Below are 19113 nucleotides of genomic sequence, written 5' to 3' on the forward strand. Positions count from 1 at the left end.
AATTTTCGATTTTCGCGTTATTTTTCCGCAAGCGGACGCCTATTTCATAGTCAGCAGCCCAGGAATGCATCGCAATCTGCCAAAATCCTGAAATTTGCCGCAATTATTGATGGCGACACTTGACCATGGTGACATTTGCGACTGTGATAGAGTCACTCGCGCCGGGAGGGTGTCGAGACAATGGGGGCGGCAGGTTTTTCCGCCGGAACTCCCCACAAGAAAATATAAGACAACGGAAAAGGTTGGGAAAAAAATGAAGAACAAGCTTCTGTCGGCCGCGATCGGCGCAGCAGTTTTCGCTCTTGGCACCTCGGCTGCTTCAGCCACTACCCTTGGAGACGTAAAGGCAAAAGGTTTCGTTCAGTGCGGCGTCAATACCGGTCTCGCCGGCTTTTCCGCACCTGACGCATCCGGCAATTGGGCCGGCTTCGACGTCGACTTCTGCAAGGCCGTCGCCTCAGCCGTCTTCGGCGACCCCACCAAGGTGAAGTTCACCCCCCTCAGCGCTGCAAACCGCTTCCCGGCTCTTCAATCCGGGGAAGTCGACCTGCTCGCCCGCAATACGACATGGTCGATCAACCGCGACACCGCTCTCGGCCTGAACTTCCGTTTCGTCAATTACTATGACGGCCAGGGCTTCATGGTTCGCAAGAGCCTGAACGTGAAGTCGGCGCTCGAACTGTCCGGCGCATCCGTGTGCGTACAGTCGGGCACGACCACCGAGCTCAACCTCGCCGACTACTTCAAGGCCAACAACCTTCAGTACAATCCGGTCGTCTTCGAAAAGCTGGATGAGGTCAACGCCGCCTATGATGCCGGCCGCTGCGACGTCTACACGACCGACCAGTCCGGTCTCTATTCGCTGCGCCTGACGCTGAAGAACCCGGATGAACATGCGATCCTGCCGGAAATCATCTCCAAGGAGCCGCTCGCCCCGGCCGTTCGCCAGGGTGATGACCAGTGGTTCGATATCGTCAGCTGGGTTGGCTACGCCATGATCAATGCCGAGGAATTCGGCATCACGCAGGCGAATGTCGACGACATGAAGAACTCGCCGAACCCCGACATCAAGCGCTTCCTCGGTGTTGAAGCCGATACCAAGATCGGCACCGATCTCGGCCTGACCAACGACTGGGCCTACAACATCGTCAAGAACGTCGGCAATTACGGCGAATCCTTCGAACGCAATATCGGCCAGGGCAGCCCGCTGAAGATCGCACGCGGTCTCAACGCTCTCTGGAACAAGGGCGGCCTGCAGTACGCGCCGCCGGTTCGCTGATCGGCATTACGCATGAAAGCCGGAAGGGCGGGAAACCGCCTTTCCTCCTCCTATAAAAAAGCTCCGAAAAGGAGCGCATAACGTGGGGAATTGGCCAGGTATGACGCATCAGGTTGCGGGTTCAACACCTATAGCCAGGAGCGGCTGGAGCTTTCAGTCCGCCCTTTACGACCCGAGAGTTCGGGGCATTTTCTTTCAAGTCCTTACCATCGTATCGCTAGTCGCCTTCGTCTGGTTTGTTGCGCACAACACGGCAGTCAATCTGGCGCGCGCCAACATCGCATCGGGCTTCGGCTTTCTGAATGGCCGCGCCGGTTTCGAAGTCGGCCAATCGCTGATCGCCTATTCAGCCGATTCGACCTATGGCCGCGCCTTGGTCGTCGGTCTTCTGAATACGATTCTGATCGCCGTTACCGGCATCATTACAGCCACCATCATCGGCTTCCTCATCGGCATCGGCCGGCTGTCGCGGAATTGGCTGATCGCCAAGCTCTGCACGGTTTATGTGGAAGTCTTCCGCAATATTCCGCCGCTGCTGGTTATTTTCTTCTGGTATTCGGGCGTTCTGGCGGTTCTGCCGAATGCGCGCGAGTCGCTGCATCTGCCGTTCGGGTCGTATCTCAACAATCGCGGCCTTTCCTTTCCCAAGCCAATCTTCGGTGAGGGCTTCTGGATCGTCGGCATCGCTTTCGTCATCGCGATCGTCGCCGTTATCGCGACGGCCAGATGGGCGCACCGCCGGCAGGCGGCGACGGGGCAGCCGTTCCACACGATCTGGGTTTCGATCGGCCTGCTTATCGGCCTGCCACTCATTGCTTTCATGGTCGCGGGGACGCCGCTTTCCTTCGATTATCCGATCGCGGGCAAATTCAATCTCACCGGCGGCTCCGTCGTCGGGCCTGAGTTCATCTCGCTGTTCCTGGCGCTTTCCTTCTACACCGCCGCCTTCATCGCCGAAATCGTGCGTGCAGGCATCCGCGGTGTGCCGAAGGGACAGACGGAAGCTGCCGCAGCACTGGGCCTGCATCCCTCGTCGATCACCCGTTTGGTCGTCATTCCGCAGGCCTTCCGCATCATCATTCCGCCGCTCAGCAGCCAGTATCTCAATCTCACCAAGAACTCATCGCTGGCGATCGCCATCGGCTTTGCCGATCTCGTCGCCGTCGGCAGCACGACGCTGAACCAGACCGGGCAGGCTGTCGAGGTGATCCTGATCTGGATGGTCATTTACCTCGCCCTCAGTATCGTGACCTCGCTGTTCATGAACTGGTTCAATGCCAAGATGGCGCTGGTGGAGAGATAAGATGAGCAACAGTTTCGTCAGAACCGCCATGCTGGCGCCGGAGCCGGCCCCTTCAGGGGAAAAAGGCGCCGGAGCCTGGATCCGCCGCAACCTGCTTGCGACACCGAAGGACATAGTCCTTACCATCCTGGCTGCCGTCTTTATCGGCTGGGCCCTCCTCCACGCGATCGACTGGCTCTTCATACAGGCGGTCTGGACCGGTCCGGACCGCACCTTCTGCGCCACAACAGTCCAGGGCGGCATTCAGCCGGACGGCTGGAGCGGCGCGTGCTGGGCCTTCGTCAATGCCAAATTCGACCAGTTCGTTTTTGGACGTTATCCGCTCGACGAGCGCTGGCGGCCGACACTGGTCGGCATTCTCTTCGTCCTCCTGCTGGTGCCGATGCTCATCCCCTCGGCGCCGCGCAAGAGCCTGAACGCCATCCTCCTCTTCATCGCGCTGCCGATCGTCGCCTTCATTCTGCTTTACGGCGGATTTGGCCTGGAAATCGTCGAGACGCCACTCTGGGGCGGGCTGCTGGTGACGCTGGTGCTCTCCTTCGTCGGCATCGCCGTCTCCTTCCCGGTCGGCATTGTCCTGGCGCTAGGAAGACGCTCGCAGATGCCCGTCATCCGCACGGTCTGCATCATCTTCATCGAAGTCGTCCGCGGTGTGCCGCTGATTACCGTCCTCTTCATGGCGAGCGTCATGCTGCCGCTCTTCCTGCCCGCCGGCTGGACGGTGGATAAGCTCCTGCGCGCGATCGTAGGTGTATCGATCTTTGCCTCCGCCTATATGGCCGAGGTCATCCGCGGCGGCCTGCAGGCAATTCCTAAGGGCCAGTTCGAGGGCGCCGATTCACTCGGCCTCGGCTACTGGCAGAAGATGCGTTTGGTCATCATGCCGCAGGCGATCAAGCTGGTGATCCCAGGCATCGTCAACACCTTCATCGGCATGTTCAAGGATACGTCACTGGTGTCGATCATCAGCATGTTCGACCTTCTCGGCATCGTTCGTCTCAACTTCGTCGATCCGAGCTGGGCGACCGCAGTAACGCCGCTGACGGGGCTGATCTTCGCCGGCTTCGCCTTCTGGCTTTTCTGCTTCGGCATGTCGCGCTATTCAGCATTCATGGAACGTCACCTCGACACCGGCCACAAACGATAAGAATGAGGGAAAATAATCATGGCTGAAGCTCCAGCTAAAAAGCTCACCGTTTCCGCAACGGAAGTGGCGATCGAAATCATCAACATGAACAAGTGGTACGGTGATTTCCATGTGCTGCGCGACATCAACCTGAAGGTCATGCGTGGCGAGCGCATCGTCATCGCCGGGCCTTCGGGCTCGGGCAAGTCGACGATGATCCGCTGCATCAACCGCCTCGAAGAGCATCAGAAGGGCAAGATCATCGTCGATGGCACCGAGCTCACCAACGACCTGAAGAAGATCGACGAGGTGCGCCGCGAGGTCGGCATGGTGTTCCAGCACTTCAACCTCTTCCCGCACCTGACGATCCTCGAAAACTGCACGCTGGCGCCGATCTGGGTGCGCAAGATGCCGAAGGCGCAGGCGGAAGAAATCGCCATGCACTTCCTGAAGCGCGTCAAGATCCCGGAACAGGCCAACAAATATCCGGGCCAGCTTTCCGGCGGCCAGCAGCAGCGCGTGGCGATCGCCCGCTCGCTCTGCATGAACCCGAAGATCATGCTGTTCGACGAGCCGACCTCGGCGCTCGACCCGGAAATGATCAAGGAAGTGCTCGACACGATGGTGGGTCTCGCCGAGGAAGGCATGACCATGCTCTGCGTCACCCATGAAATGGGCTTTGCCCGCCAGGTCGCCAACCGCGTCATATTCATGGACCAGGGCCAGATCGTCGAGCAGAACTCGCCGGCCGAATTCTTCGACAATCCGCAGCACGAGCGCACCAAGCTGTTCCTCAGCCAGATCCTGCATTAAGCCGGACCTGCTGAAGCTTCCGAAAGACCCGCCCTCCCTTCCGGTCCGGCGGGTCTTTCACGTTCAGCGGGAGGCCGACGCCTGCCGTCAAGTGGATTGCCCTTGTCCCACCATCTCGGTTTTCCTTCCCGCGATTGAAGGGGCAAAAATAAACCCTCGCGCTTCTGGATATGGCCGCTGGGAACTCCATGTTCAGCATGTTCTAATTTACGAAGCCGGAGGTTCAGGAATGGGTATTTTCGATAAGATCAAACATGCCATCTTCGGAGAAGCGAAAGCAGCCGAACCCGTTGCCGCCAGCGCGCCAAAGGCTGCGCCAGCCCAGGCGCCTGTCTCACCGTCGGCTGCGCCCAGTCAGGCGCCTAAGGCCTCTCCCGCACAGAGCAAGCCACCCACGGCCCCTGCCCCGGCAACAGCCGCCGTCGATATCGTTCCCATCCTCGACGCGGCTGTGAAGAAGAGCGGCCAGAAACTCGACTGGCGCCGCTCGATCGTGGACCTGATGAAGGCTGTCGGGATGGATGCGAGCCTGACCGAGCGCAAGGAACTCGCCGCCGAACTCGGCTATACCGGCGACACCAGTGATTCCGCGAAAATGAATATGTGGCTGCACAAGGCGCTGATGAAGCGGCTTTCGGAAAATGGCGGCAAAGTCCCCGCCGATCTCCTGGATTAATGAATACTGGGTAATACTGCCGCTTCTGCGGCGCTGATGTAACACGTTTTGCGCAATGGCTTCTCCACCGACCCTGACGATGGAGATGCTTCCGCGCACGCCAACCCAACCCGGATCTCGGACGTCATGAGTCCGCTTGCCTGAAGACATGGGAATCAATAACTTCTCATTCGATTACTTCGGATAATCGATCATGGGAGGTCTGTATCCAATGAGATTGATGGCGGTAGTAGGTCTTGTACTGAGTGTAGGCTGTATTTCGGCTGCGGAAGCCCCTTCGAACTATCAATCCTATCATGGCGGCGTTCGGGTCGATACCGATCCGGTCCTCCTGGCCCGATACGATAAAGCGCTTCAGCGCTGCGTCCCGGAAGCAAGCTCATTGCGAAGAGGCTCGCCGGACCCGCAAAGCCTGCATTACAACGCAGCCCTCAGAAGCTGCCTCTCTAGGCACAGCTTCCTCGACAGAGGGGTCTATGCCTATCCGATCCCCAAGGTCTATTTCGATCACTTCCTGGATCGCTGAGAAGAGCAGCCGATCATGTCTGTCAGCGGGGAGTGCAAAGCATTCTCCGCGTCGCTTCGGCATGGCCATTGAGATGCTGCGGTGATGCGGGATGCTTTGCCCAGCAAAGCACTCCTACTTTCGGCTTGCCCCCCATTTTCATGGGCAGTTTTTCCGGCGTCACACGAATCGAAATGGGCGATGGGAAAGCGGCGGCGCGCAATTGGTTTGGTCGAATTTGCTACGACAACACCCCCAATAGCGCCAATTATCATGACCAAACCTCAAAAAAATGCAAAATTTAGAAAAAAATGCCGATTCTGTCTTTTTTGAGAGGAATCCTGTTACGCTCGTCACGTTTTCCTAATGTTTTCAATGGACGCATTTCGCTATAGTTGCAGAAAGAATAATTCGCGCCAAACGAGACATATATTGTGTCATAATTCGGGCGAATCGGAATTCACCAAGTATTTCAAACCGTAACTTCTGATCGGTTTCGATAATGTGGCAGCAATATGGCTATGTTTCTCAAGCACTTACTGTCGCGTTGCTGTTGCGCCCTCCAGAACCTCGTCCTATAACCCGCGCCGCAATGACTGATTAACTAAAATTAGCAATTGGTAAAGAACAACGCTAAGGTTGAGGACAAGACAATGACGACATACTACGTAGCGACGACCGGCAGCAGCGGTGGTAACGGCAGTGCCTCGTCTCCTTTTCGCACGATCAGCGAGGCAATGGCGTCGAACCTTAGGCCCGGTGACGAGGTCGTGGTGAAGGCGGGGACCTACAACGAGGCCATCAACATCGACAAGGACGGCTCGGCGGCAGGCAACATCACGCTGCGCTCTGAAGTACCCGGCGGGGCGCTGATCCGGCCGCCCGAGGGCTCGTGGAACGCGATCAGCGTCAACGGCAACTATGTGACGATAAACGGCTTTGACATCGGCGGCGCCAACGGCGACGGCATCGAAGCGAACAACGTCCATCACGTCTCCATTCTCAATAACAAGGTCCACGGCAGCGGGGAGTCGGGTATCCAGTTCAACCAGTCGGACTTCATCCGCATCGAAGGGAACGAGACCTACAATAACGCGTCGACGGGCTGGTTCTCGGGCATCTCGATCTACCAGAACCGGAACATCACCGGCGACACTTCGACGGACGGCTACCGGACGATCGTGCGCAACAACATCTCGCATGACAACGTCACGAAGTCGGGTGCACACACCGATGGTAACGGTATCATCATCGACGATTTCCAGAGCACCCAGACGAGCGGTCATCCGAACTACACGTTCAAGACCCTGGTCGAGAACAACCTCGTCTACGAGAACGGCGGCAAAGGCATCCAGGTTACCTGGAGCGACTCCGTCACGGTGAAAAACAACACCGCCTACCACAACAATCAGGACCCGCAGAACACCGGCACGTGGCGCGGCGAGCTCAGCAACTCCGCGTCGAGCAACAACACCTGGGTCAACAACATCGCCGTCGCGGACCCATCGATCAACAAGAACAACACTGCGATCGATAACACGTCGACTGACAGCTACAAGAACAGCAACGTCGTCTGGGCCAACAACATCACTTACAACGGCACGGCCGGCCAGGCCTCGGTCAAGACCGACGGCGGCAACGCGATGCCGAGCGCGGCGGACGGTAACAAGCTCGGCGTCGACCCGAAATTCGCCGGGGCAGCGAGCGACAACTTCCACCTCAGCTCCACCTCGTCTGCGATCGACGGCGGAACCGCCAAGTACGGCGTCAGCTCGGTCGACCTGGACGGCCACGCTCGCGTTGTCGGGACTGTCGATATGGGTGCCTACGAATCGGGCTCCGCCCCGGTAACGGGAACGCCGACGACACCGACAGCACCTACGACACCTACGACACCCACGACACCGACGACGCCAACCACACCGACGACGCCAACCGCGCCGACCACACCGACTCAACCGACAACGCCAACCGCACCGACGAAGGAATTCATCGGCACCAGCGGCAACGACATCATGCCGCACACCGGTCAGTCCAACGGCGGCAACGAAACCTTCAAGGGTCTCGGCGGTAATGACCTGTTGAAGGGCGGCGCCGGCGCTGATGTGCTCGATGGCGGTGATGGCAACGACACAGCCAGCTATGCGGGTTCCGGTGCGGTCAACGTCAACTTGGCAACCAAGGCCGCATCGGGCGGGCAGGCCAGCGGTGACAAACTCGCCAGCGTCGAAAACTTGACCGGCTCCAGCTACAACGACGTGCTGACCGGCGGCAATGGCGGTCGCAATGTTCTCGATGGTGGCGCTGGCGCAGACAAGCTGAGTGGCGGCGCTGGCGGGGACGTCATCAATGGCGGCACCGGACAGGACACGGCCGGCTACGCAGGCTCCGGCGCGGTCAACGTCAACTTGGCCACTGGGGCCGCATCGGGCGGGCATGCCACCGGTGACAAGTTCATCAGCATCGAAAACGTGACTGGCTCCAGCTACAACGACGTGCTGACCGGCAATAACGGCAGCAACGTTCTCAATGGCGGCGCCGGCGCGGACAAGCTGTACGGCGGCGGCGGCGCGGACGTCATCATTGGTGGTGCCGGAAAAGACATCATGGCCGGTGGCGCCAGCTCGGATGCGTTTATTTTCAAGACGGCGGCGGAAGCCGGGGCCGGCATGAACCGTGACGTCATCACCGACTTCCAGAAGGGAATCGATAAGATCGACTTCTCGGCGATAGATGCGAATGGCTCTGCGGCGGGCGATGGAACCTTCCATTTCCAGGCGCAGGAGAATGCCCTTTTCGACCACAAGGCCGGCGCGCTCGCTTGGCATTATGACGACAGGGCTGGAACCGCGAGCGACGCTACCGTTATCCAGGGCGACCTGAACGGCGACGGCGTTCATGACTTCGAAGTTCAGCTGAAGGGCCTCGTCCACCTGGGGGCGAGCGATTTTCTCCTGTAACTAAGTCAGCTGTGGCGGTCGTCCGATCGCCACAGCAATCGCTCTAAAAATATTGAATATGTCAGCGGCGGAGTAAAAACCCGCCGTGCGGCGCATAAAAGCCAGCTACTTCGGCGCGTGGATGAGATCACCGGGAGGGCATAGCCCGAGCGGTGGTTTCATCCGCGCGCCCCGACCTTTCGACGGGTGTCAGCCAGCCTCTCGGGGCGGCAGAGCGTCAGGCACTCGGATCGCAAAGTCTCCGTCGATTCGTCGAATGAAAGGTTGCTGGTGATCGTTGAGTTTGTGAAGTCCGACACATTGGCTCGGACTCGCACTCATTGATAATAGGCCGCCTTTTGATCTCGAATGCAATTCCCCTCGGATTCGACGACGCATCCTACCGGACTGGCAGCGCTCCGCGACGCATTTGCGCGGACTGAAGTTCGTAGCCGCAAAATCGCGGTGGGCTGAACCCGGTTTCTAGGTAAGATGGCGGAATTGCCCCAACCTGTTGACGCCGGAGGCATGACTGCGAAATGCCTTATTGTGATGAATGCGGTGAGGAGATTGTCATCCGGTACGTCAATGGGCGGCCGACGCCGATCCATTTGTCAGGTGGCTGCGGAATTCGTTATGACGTCCGCGACCACTATCGAAGCTATGCAAGCGAGAGCCGTTGCTGGCCGACTACCTGCCCTCGATGCCACAAGTCAGTGTATTTTATCCGTCACAACGGCGGTAGTGTTTGGATCGATCCCCCGTTGGGCTGGCCGTGGCCAAAGCATTGGTGTTTCGACGAGCAGCAGAGACCAAAGCCCATCGAAGCGATTGCCGACGAGTCATTTCTCAAGAGCGCTCCTGGCGAAGGGGTGCTGCTAGCGGTGGTGACTAAGATCGAGGTGCACCCGCAGCGGCGAGATACGATACTGCATCTTCAGTTGCTCGACGGAAGTGAACTACAAATGAAGGTCGCCGGAGAGGCCGACATTGCGGGCGAAATGGTGGTTGTTGATCACGCCAACAGCTGGGTTCGCTTCTGGAAGGGACACGAAAGCTATCAGGTCGTTCTGTGACAGGGCAGCATCGGATATCAGTATTGACGTGATGTGAGCGCGTCAGGAGATGACCGACGAAACTTCCCTGTGCGTCGAACGAGTTCTTCCGGTTGTGCTCTTACGTCCTGTGCCCCATATCTGTATCTGAATTGGTGGCGAAGGCTCTTCATTGCTAGCAATGAATGCACGCATCGGGGGCAGACAGGACGTGGAATGAGTGAGAGTGCTTTTGCAGATGAAATTGGCCGCAAGGGAGAGGCTCACTTTGACAACATAATGGCCGACACCGATTTGCTCGTCGGGAAAATCGATCCAGATCGCGTCGGCAAGGATCGAGTTATTGAGGCGAAGCTCGCCCCGCGCGACGAAACCAAGTCGTTCGACCAGAGGCCCGCTCCTCTAGCATGCTCAATTCAGATCAAGACCGTTGCGCACGACACCACGGCGGTGAAGTTGAGCCTTTCGGTGGCAGAGCGATTTGCGCAGAGCTTGCAGCCCTGCTTCATTTATATCATCCGAGTAAATGATAGCCGCAAGGTGATCGAGGCGAGAGCAATTCACATCCTTGGCGATAATTTGGCGAAAGTTCTCAAACGGCTGAGGAAGGAGTTCGTTGCGGGAACGAAAGACCTTCATAACAAGGAGATAACGTTCCAAATCAAGGCGGCCAAGAAGCTTGGGTTAGAGGGAGAAGACTTGAAGGCATTCCTGCAGGCCGAGATCGGCTCGGACATGGATGCTTATTGCGCTCAGAAGGGCAAGCAGAAGAAAGAGCTGGGCTACGAACCAGGACGGCCCATAACCATACATGGCAGCTTCGAAGGGGGGAAAATATCCGAGCTGGTAGACGGCTTGCTGGGATTGCGCCCATTATCGATGACCAACGTCGCGGCCAATGAGAAGCGATTTGGAATTCCGCTGCCCCTTCCAGATTTCCCGAAGTTCCAACCTGGCTCCTTAGCCTACATTACGCCCGAGCCTGTTTCGCAATGCACCTTGATCATTGGCTCTCCCGGCGAGGAGAACACGGTCGAGGTCGTTTGTGATGTCACGCTGCCGGTCTTGCCTTCCTACATCCCAATAAAGCATTTCAAGGCGCTCCTGAAGGCTCCATTCATCGAAGCGACATTGTCGTATGATGAGGTAATAGTCCGTATGCTTCCAGAGTGGGCGGCAGAAAAGCGCAAACCGGTTGCGGACTGGATCGCGTACTACCGCACACTTATGGCTTTCAGTCAGACGACCTGTCCACTTTCTTTGAAGGGGGCCGTCGGCCTTGAAAAGTTGGGCGTAGCAAACACTAATGACCCACCCGATGATCGAGAGCCTCGCATTCTGCTGAAATTGCTCAATGCGCTGGTGCAGGTTCGAGAAGCGGCCGGAGTAAAAGATCAACCTGTCGACATCCAGGATGTGTTCGATGCACGGACCGAGATATTCCGTGCATCTGACTACTTGTCGGGCAACTTTCCCTCAGACTTCAATTTCACAGTGCAAAACCCGCCACCTGAGGACATGGGAGACGAACACGAATTCCTGTTCCTCACCGCATTTCCAGTGGGCCAGGAGAATTATGCTTGTGGCATCACATGCAGGGTCAAGATTGAGCCGGAGGGACCGGATGTTCGGGTTCGCCAGTCCAGCCCGTTCAGTTTCGCAGACGTGGCCGCAATAGAAGATTTCGAGGAAGCGCTCCCACGCTATCGACAGCGGTTACACCGAATGTGCAAAGCAGAGCTATCTTTGACGAATTTTCCTTACGAGGAAAACTTGGAGCATATTGCAGAAGTCGATCAGCTAGCATCACCGTGAGCGACGCCCTGAGACAAATGCAGTGCCATCCTTCCTGTTGCGAACGGAGCAAGTAAACTCTTCATCAAACGTCATTGAACGTGTCGAGCAGTATCGACCAATGGCGCGTAGCTGGACCGCATTCATTGGCAAGTTCTCTTGCATCTAAATTCGCCAAAGCAAACAATAATTCATGGAGACCCGAGGGCCTAACATGAAGTCAGCAATTGCAACAATACTGCTATGTGCCTGTCCGATAGCTGCATATTCCGGGGAAGTGAGCTGTTTTCGTGATCTACACGGAAGAGTTTCTTGCCGAGATGTGGCACCGCGTAGCATGTTCAATGATTCAGACTACCTCATGCTGAACAACGGCCTGGCGCAGCAAATGCAGGCTAGTCAAGATGCGGCCCGAATGCGCAACGAGTTGATGCTGAAACTGATTGAGCTAAAGATGATGCAGATGAGGAACTCTCAGCAGAATTGATGATTGAAAGCTCAATTTGCGAACTGAGGTAGAAAGCGACTTAAGACTGAGAAGTAACCGGCCGATCTCCACGCCTCGCGATTGCCGATAACGTAGAGCGATATCTTCGCCCGGGTTACTGCGACATTTACAAGGTTGGGTCGACCTCCCGCCCAAGCCCTGGCACCATGTTGCGAACTTGACTGTGCACCGAGAACGAAGAAAACCATCTCGGCCTCCCGCCCCTGTACCGTATGTACCGTGCCGACGTGCTCGTAGACCCAGTCGTGCGGATGCTCGACCCAACCGTTGAGGATGCTGCTGCGCTCCAGTTCTTGGCGGAGATTGTCCTGGACAACGACGAATGGCGTGACCACATAGAAGTCCGGCTCGGCTCCGCTGTCGCGCAGATTTCTTAGCATCTCAATCAGCACGCGGCCTTCGTCCGGGAACCACTTGTCCTGACCTGAATGAGATTTAACGTCTATCCACGCGGATGGTCCAAGAACATGGTTGCCCGGGAATTTCTGTTTCGCCTGAACCATCAGGTTCGAATAGGCGATCTCGTTCGAAATCTCGAACATAGGGCTGTCGCAGCGCCGATGAACCAGGAGTGGTGCACCAACATCTCTGTGCCCACTGCCACTTGGGAACCGGGCGCAATAGATGCTCGCGGCATCCGCTAGCGTTTGAACGGATGCCTCTGGGGCATTAAAACGCAGTGCATCAATGCCGAAATGGCCGCAAATTTCCTCTGTCAGACTGTTCGGCAGTGTCACCACCGGCTCGATCTGCAGCGGATCGCCGACAGCGACTGTCCGCTTGGCCCTCATCATAGCGCCCACGGCAGCTTGAGGCAGTGCCTGTCCCGCTTCATCTACCAGGAGCCAGCCAAGCGTTTCTGGCGGGACTCTAGAGAACATCCGGTTCACAGAGGCGAACGTCGTCGACACTACTGGGACGACAAGGAAGAAGGACGCCCAAAGGTCCGGGATCATTGCGTCCTTCTGGGGGGTGCCGAGCGACCGGGTACCGAAGCTTTCAACAAAGATCGAAAGATTCTGCCGGAGGGGATCGGCAGCACAATCGATAAACGCATGATGCACCTGTACTGCCGCTTCAAACACATCGTCCCGGTGTTTGCTTGAAGCCGCGTCAAACCAAACGCTGGCGGTCTGCACCTCTTCGTGTCTCCCGGCGAAGAACGCGGCATCAGGAACGACAGCCCCCAGTTCGGACCGCTCTCGGCGTGTCGTGGATTCCAACTGGGATTTTTCAGATTGAAGCTCGTTCAGCCTGCCTCGCATGCCTTCCAGCCTGGTCTCCCCGTCTGCAATCTGCGTCCTGAGGTCATCGAAACTGGGCTTGAGTGACAAGACGAAGCTCTCATCGTTGCCGATAGCGTTCACGATCTGATCGTGGGCCGCCTGCCAGCTGCGAAAACGAGCTGTCTTGAATAGCCGCGAGAAGAAGCTCGGTCGCTCCGACCACAGTGCCAGCTTGGCCGAGTTATTGGCAGTAATCCTTTCCAGCGGCACTTTCAGTTGTGCGGACAGACTTGTCACTTTCGCACGCAAAGAGGCCAGACTGGCATCCGCCTGATCAATCCCGGCAGTCAAACGGGCGATGCCTGTGTTTAGCTCAGCGAGCCGCGTTAGTTGGGTGTGCAAACCCTGTAGTCGAGTCTGCCTTTCCTGAAAGGACCGGTATGCTGCGACAAAACCCGCACGAGCCCCAGCCCAACTCCTGAGTGCATCACGCTTGTTTTCAGGCGGACGCTCGCGGTCGATGATGGCGCGTCGCCGTTTCAGCGGAGGACCGTTTTCCTGCGGCTCCACTACGATCTGCGGAATGCCACTCGCGTGATTGAGGTAGGTCGAGAGCCCGTTTTCCTCGTCGCGCCAGAACGCCTGTGAAAACTGGTATCGGTTGGAGGCGTTGCCCAGGACGGCCGCGATCAATCCCCATGTCTCGCGCTCAAGCACGTTATCGGAGATCGATTTGAAGTATCGCAGACCGATGGCATCCGACGCGATTGCTCCAGCCGCCGGTAGTTCGGCACTGACGTTCTCGACCGCCTTATTGTTGGATGATGCGACGACCATCTCGTAGCCCTTCAACTGCTCGTCGACACGATGCAGTGTGATGCGGGCGTTACTCCGTTGAAGGCTTTCGTTGGTCGGACGGAACGCATCAGATGGATCATCGTAACGGCACATAACCGCCGCGCGACTTACAAGACGAGCCGCCACAACGTCTCGCAGCAGCGTTGTCTTGCCGGTCCCAGGTGGGCCATTCACAGCGAGTATGCCGGTCGGCAGCCTGTTCAATCCAGTGGCGTTCACTGCCGCTTGCTGGAGGAGCGCCAATGGGAAACGCCCCCTGCCCGGCCACCGGCCCGGTGGCGTCTGCGAGGGCTGCAGCAAATTCTGAAGGCCTGTGATGTCCTGTAGAAGATCAATGCGGGTCTCTGGTGTACTCGCGCCGAGATAATGCCTGAGTGCGAGAGGCATTGTCCTGTTGTTGGCGAGGGTTCGAGCGGTGGTCAGATCATCGAGATAGAATGAGTTCAGAACGCTGGGCTCCGGCGGATTCTTGCTCGTGAAATATTCAAAGCGCCTGACCGCAAAATAGGGTGCTTTTGTCTCGAAGTCCTGCAGCTTCAGTGCCGCTACGAGGTGCTGATAGAGATCATCGATGCGAGCCTTCGTTAGAGGCAGAATTTCGTCGTTCACGTCTTTCAGGATCAGCTTTGTCCTGAATTCCTGCAGCAGCGCATTCTGCTGCCGCGACCAGTCGGCGAGTTTTCGGAGGTCACCTTCCAGCGCGACCGGAACACCCCAAGCAAAGCTCGAAATCACCGCGCTGGTTTCATCCTCCAGTGGTCGACCCTCCTTGTCCAGGATGACGCTGGCGATTGGACTGTACCCTTTAACACTCGGCTTCTCGGGACGCTTATCGGCATACACCCTGAGCAGAGACTCAACAGCCGGAGCAAGCGCGATGGTGCCGATGTACAGTTCGTAGTACAGGCGTTTCTTTGGGCGGGACTTCTCTTCCATTTCCCAGGGCAGCCGGGCCTGTTCGAAGCGAGCGATCAGGCTCTTGTCACCGCCAACAAGGTCAGTTTCGCGCCGAAAGCCCTGCGGAGATAACACCTCCAAAGCAGTCCATGCGGAAAGGACGTCTGTCGGGTGGTTGTTGACTGGCGGTTTCAGCACGGTCTTCCTATGGAGCACCGGTCGAGCTGAGCCACCCTGATCGGAATTGGGGCGTGCTTTCACCACGACGCTTGCAATCTCGGAGGCAACGTTGCCTTCTGTATCTCGGGAGACCCGGCGCGACGGGCTCGCACTCGCAATGCCAGTTCCGTCGACGCGATCCTTGAGAGCTTGCGCACGTTGAGTATTCCGGAATTCCAGCTCTTTCTTGAGAGAAGCCATCACGGCTGCGTCGTCTCGGCCTCTCTCGAAGATTGCCTCCAACTCAGCGATAGACTTGCTGAGATATGGTCTTGTTGCCATTCGCTTCCCCCGCCGGAGGCCCGTCTCCGACGATGGGCCATGCAATCTTGTCTTGTAAAAATATCGAACAGATTGGCATCGGTGTCTACCACTCCATCACGATGGGCCAGTTGCTCTGATCCATCTAACGGACCCCAGTTGCATGTCACCTATGCGGGTGGTGATGACGCCTCCGATTTATCAGCCTCTACGCGGCTTTGATTGGATCGTGATCCATCTGGCTCACTTCTAGTTCGGCCAATCCCTCTGGGCCCAGTTTGCCATCATTGCACAAGACCTCGACGATGGCCGAGTGAAGTCTTCTCTCGTCCGATAGGATTTCCTTCGCTCGCTCGAATTGCTCCCGTAGAACTTTGTCGACACGGGCCGCCAGCTTGACATCCACCCGTCGAAGCCGTTCCCAGTCATCGGCGTCCGAAACCGCCGAATAGCGGAGCCGTTCGCCCAGACCGAGTTGAGCTTCAAGTGCGGTTGCCAAGGTCGTGGCGATTCCGAGATCGGAAGCGTCATCGCCACCCGCGCCGTCAGAGAATTCACCGAGCACCAATTCCTCGGCAGCGATGCCACCTAACAGGCAAGCGATCCGGTCAAGATGATGCTGACGCATGCGGGCTCCGGTTCCCGGCAGTCGAAAGATGGCCATGCCGACACGCTGATTGCCAACGGCCGGATTGATCCAGTCGAAAACAGTTGTTCCTAAGAATTCTCCCGCATCGAGACGCCATCCGACCAGGGTGTGTCCAGCTTCGTGGATTGCGACATGGCGACGGAACTCTCCTTCGACCCTCATAAGCTTGGGAAGTCCAATGATGAGGTCGTTTTCGTCGACCGGCCGCTTGTCCCGCCGCGCAAGTCGACGCGCTTCACGGCACATCTTGGCGAGATCAGCGCCTGACGAGCCGATGGTCATCTGCTTGATCCTGGGGGCCTCGTCATCCGAGATCGCGATCCCCGAAATCTGTTTGATGATGGCGAGCCGCGTGTCTCCATCCGGCAATTCCAGCGCGATGTGCCTGTCGATGCGTCCTGCTCTCAATACCGCCGGATCGATGTCATTCGGGTTATTCGTTGCGGCGACAACAACGACACCCTCTCGACCATCGAGACTGTCGAGGCATTCAAGCAGGGCATTGACCACCTGCGTGCTGTAATCCTTGTTGCGATCAGTGAATGTCGACCTGTCGCCGAATGAGTCCATTTCATCGATTAGCATGATGCACGGAGCCATGTTCTTTGCCCGGGCAAAATCGGTTCTCATGGCCGAGAGCAGATCGCCCAAGTGACCTTTCGCTTGCCACTGCCCGAGTGAGGTGACGATCAGCTTGACACCGCATTGAAGCGCCAGTGCCCTGGCGAACACGGATTTGCCGATGCCTGGCGGGCCGCTGAGCAGCAGACCTTTGTCGACATCGTCCCATGAAATCCGTCCATCGCGCCAATCGCCGAGGTCGTCGGCAAGCTGCAGACCCCATTCTTTGGCGGGTCCATAACCGTGCATCTCCTCCAGCTTCATGCTGTTGGCAGCCCTGGATTTCGGCGCATGCGTTTCCGAAACGACTGGGATGTTCTTCAGGCGCGACAGAACATCATCGATGGGCCGACCGGGGCGCAAGGTCCGGAGTAGCAAATGCCAAGGAGCCTTCAACGCCTCCTTCGCCTGGGCGGCAGTGATGTCAATTTCGAGGACCGTCTTGCATGCTGCCTTGAGGTCGCGCGGGGACACAGGCGGGACATCGATGATGGTATCGGCCGAGAACCTGATCTCCGATGGGATGCATTCGCGGTCGCTCGCGATCACAACGATCCGATGACGTAGGCGGCAATCGGCATCGAATTTCCCGAGAATGGCAGGCTGCTTCTCGCCGGTCTTGATGACCATCACGCCACAGTTGGAACGTTCGGGATAGTCGTCACCGAAAAGATCGGCTGCGATTGCTGGATAATAGTCTGCCGGATTAACTCCCGGCTGCGCGATCAGGATCACAAATCCGGGCTTTCCATCGAGAAAGCCTTCGACGCGCCGGAGCAGCCGACGCGTGACGCACTGATATGCATAGTCTTCGAGCGACCGCGAAAGGTCCTTCTTCTTCGTCATCTTGATCATGGGAATGCCTCTGTCGCTGCGGCTCAATCACGCTTGCGACGTACTTGGGTTTCGGGGCCGATGAGCGCTGTGTCGAGATCGATTTCGACAAAGCGCGAAAGCACGAGCTGCGCGAGCCCGGCTATCGGCCGTGTGTCCATGAAGATTGAGAGGCATTCAGCGACGGAGAGGCTGCCCTGGTCGTCCAAGGCCGCAAGCAAACGTACCCGGTCGGAAAGCGTGACCCGGTAGCTGGCGTAGCGCAGCAAATCCCGCGCGTTTCGAAGTCTGATCGCCGGGATGTCGGCAGCGACGACAAGCTCGTGTCGATATCCAACGGGAATCCTTGTCCACGGAGGGGGATTGCCATCGGCCGTCACGACATCGACGACGACGCTGCCGTCGGTCCGAGTGACATGAAAGTCAGCCTCCCGGACCTTATCAGTATAGTGAATCTGGGGCAGGCAATGCCATTCAACCACGTCGTCGTCGACGTCGAGCAGACAAGCGTAGTCGCGGGCTACCTGATTACGAAAAACAACGGGACCGACTGATCGAACCGTCTGCAGCGGGTAATACGGGCGGGCCACCACTGTGGTGGGAATCGCGGGGACGTTCATGTCCTTCACTCACAAATAGCAAATATTGTTCCGTCGCCGCAGGCTGCGGCGGGCGATCACTTTACTATTCGGAGTATGGTGACATGATTGGGCATGCGTGAACGTTTAGTGAACAAATCGTACGCTGTCAAGCGATGTCATTGCGGCTTGATCCCTTATCATCCCAGAACCTTGCGCTGAAGTTGTTCAGGCCACCACGAGTATCCGTCTTCGCGGTGAAATCCTCGGGGATTTTGCCGCCGTCGCCTCCTTCCCGGAAAAACTCCCTGACAGAATAGAGCGCCAATCCAGCAAGGTGCTCCCACTCCCTCGCCAGTTGGTCCTCAAGTTCCCGCGCCTGTTTTGCCGCGCTCGGCTTCCTTTTCGGACGGGGCTCCGCAAGATTCAGACGGGGAGCATACTCGTGGGCGAACGTTATCCTGCCATGTGACCAATTATCATCGACAGACTGCCGCCACCTGTATGAAATGCTCACCCGTAGATGTCTGCTGAAGTGAGTGGGCCAATGAAGATTGTCGTCGACATAAAACAGTTCCCCTTCCCGCTCTTCAGTATCCATCCGGTCCTGCATCTGATGAATTGCATGCGTCAGGTCGTACCCAGCACGAACGGCCCGATCATGCGTCTCACCACGCTTCTTTGCCGACTTCGCCACGCTGTAATCATGCACAGCTTGCTGGAAGGATCGATACTTTGAGGACACGTAGGGACCGCAGCTGGACAGGGGCAGTCCGTATAATGCTCCGGTTCGTTCAACGGCTATCGCCTGGTCAATCAATGTTCTCAGCTCGCGGGGGTCGATGGACTTCAACGCCATCTTCTCACTAGGGTCGAGATTGATGGCAAGCATCTGGCAAAACTCCTGGTCGACTCCATCCTCAGCAAGACAAAGCCTTGGTGCACGTTAAAGCAGTGATCTTATCTGCCAAC

The 19113-nt window shown here is 57.4% G+C and carries 14 protein-coding genes; 10 read left to right on the top strand and 4 right to left on the bottom strand.

Annotated features, from left to right (window positions below):
• Positions 1–253: 253 nt before the first annotated feature.
• The 10 genes from QD408_RS20185 to QD408_RS20230 all read left to right on the top strand — a co-directional run bounded on the left by QD408_RS20185 (position 254) and on the right by QD408_RS20230 (position 11977).
• Complete coding sequence (locus QD408_RS20185; protein WP_088680870.1) at positions 254–1279, top strand: amino acid ABC transporter substrate-binding protein; 1026 nt, start codon at positions 254–256, stop codon at positions 1277–1279.
• Positions 1280–1379: 100 nt separating this feature from the next.
• The gene (locus QD408_RS20190; RefSeq protein ID WP_414140513.1) at positions 1380–2582 is read left to right on the top strand and encodes an amino acid ABC transporter permease; all 1203 of its coding nucleotides are present in this window, start codon (positions 1380–1382) and stop codon (positions 2580–2582) included.
• A 1-nt stretch (position 2583) separates the two neighbouring features.
• Positions 2584–3729 carry an amino acid ABC transporter permease gene (locus tag QD408_RS20195; protein WP_414140514.1) on the top strand — a complete coding sequence of 382 codons (1146 nt, stop codon included), beginning with the start codon at positions 2584–2586 and terminating at the stop codon, positions 3727–3729.
• Positions 3730–3747: 18 nt separating this feature from the next.
• Complete coding sequence (locus QD408_RS20200) at positions 3748–4521, top strand: amino acid ABC transporter ATP-binding protein (RefSeq protein WP_088680873.1); 774 nt, start codon at positions 3748–3750, stop codon at positions 4519–4521.
• Between the two features lie 229 nt (positions 4522–4750).
• A complete protein-coding gene (locus tag QD408_RS20205) occupies positions 4751–5197 on the top strand; it encodes a DUF3597 domain-containing protein (protein WP_414140515.1) in 447 nt (148 codons plus the stop codon).
• 211 nt (positions 5198–5408) lie between these two features.
• Positions 5409–5723, top strand: a complete 315-nt coding sequence (locus QD408_RS20210) for a hypothetical protein (protein ID WP_088681032.1) — start codon at positions 5409–5411, stop codon at positions 5721–5723.
• Positions 5724–6355: 632 nt separating this feature from the next.
• Positions 6356–8662, top strand: coding sequence for a choice-of-anchor Q domain-containing protein (locus QD408_RS20215; RefSeq protein WP_414140516.1), 2307 nt, complete (start codon positions 6356–6358; stop codon positions 8660–8662).
• 743 nt (positions 8663–9405) lie between these two features.
• Positions 9406–9717: a hypothetical protein gene (locus QD408_RS20220; protein WP_414140517.1), complete on the top strand. Its 312-nt coding sequence runs from the start codon at positions 9406–9408 to the stop codon at positions 9715–9717.
• A gap of 195 nt (positions 9718–9912) precedes the next feature.
• Positions 9913–11511 carry a hypothetical protein gene (locus QD408_RS20225; protein WP_414140518.1) on the top strand — a complete coding sequence of 533 codons (1599 nt, stop codon included), beginning with the start codon at positions 9913–9915 and terminating at the stop codon, positions 11509–11511.
• A 316-nt stretch (positions 11512–11827) separates the two neighbouring features.
• Positions 11828–11977 (top strand): hypothetical protein, encoded by a 150-nt coding sequence (locus tag QD408_RS20230; RefSeq protein WP_414140519.1) that lies wholly within the window; start codon positions 11828–11830, stop codon positions 11975–11977.
• A gap of 11 nt (positions 11978–11988) precedes the next feature.
• Here the strand turns inward: QD408_RS20230 and QD408_RS20235 are convergent, their stop codons facing one another.
• From QD408_RS20235 to QD408_RS20250, 4 genes are all read right to left on the bottom strand, one after another.
• A complete protein-coding gene (locus QD408_RS20235) occupies positions 11989–15480 on the bottom strand; it encodes a DEAD/DEAH box helicase (protein ID WP_414140520.1) in 3492 nt (1163 codons plus the stop codon).
• Positions 15481–15667: 187 nt separating this feature from the next.
• Entirely contained in the window at positions 15668–17584 is a 1917-nt protein-coding gene (locus QD408_RS20240) for an AAA family ATPase (protein WP_414140521.1), read from the bottom strand.
• A gap of 23 nt (positions 17585–17607) precedes the next feature.
• Positions 17608–18183, bottom strand: coding sequence for a hypothetical protein (locus QD408_RS20245; RefSeq protein WP_414140522.1), 576 nt, complete (start codon positions 18181–18183; stop codon positions 17608–17610).
• A gap of 127 nt (positions 18184–18310) precedes the next feature.
• Positions 18311–19033 carry a hypothetical protein gene (locus tag QD408_RS20250; RefSeq protein ID WP_414140523.1) on the bottom strand — a complete coding sequence of 241 codons (723 nt, stop codon included), beginning with the start codon at positions 19031–19033 and terminating at the stop codon, positions 18311–18313.
• Positions 19034–19113: the final 80 nt, after the last annotated feature.

The sequence above is a fragment of the Rhizobium sp. BR 249 genome, from assembly GCF_047445895.1.
GTDB lineage: Bacteria > Pseudomonadota > Alphaproteobacteria > Rhizobiales > Rhizobiaceae > Rhizobium.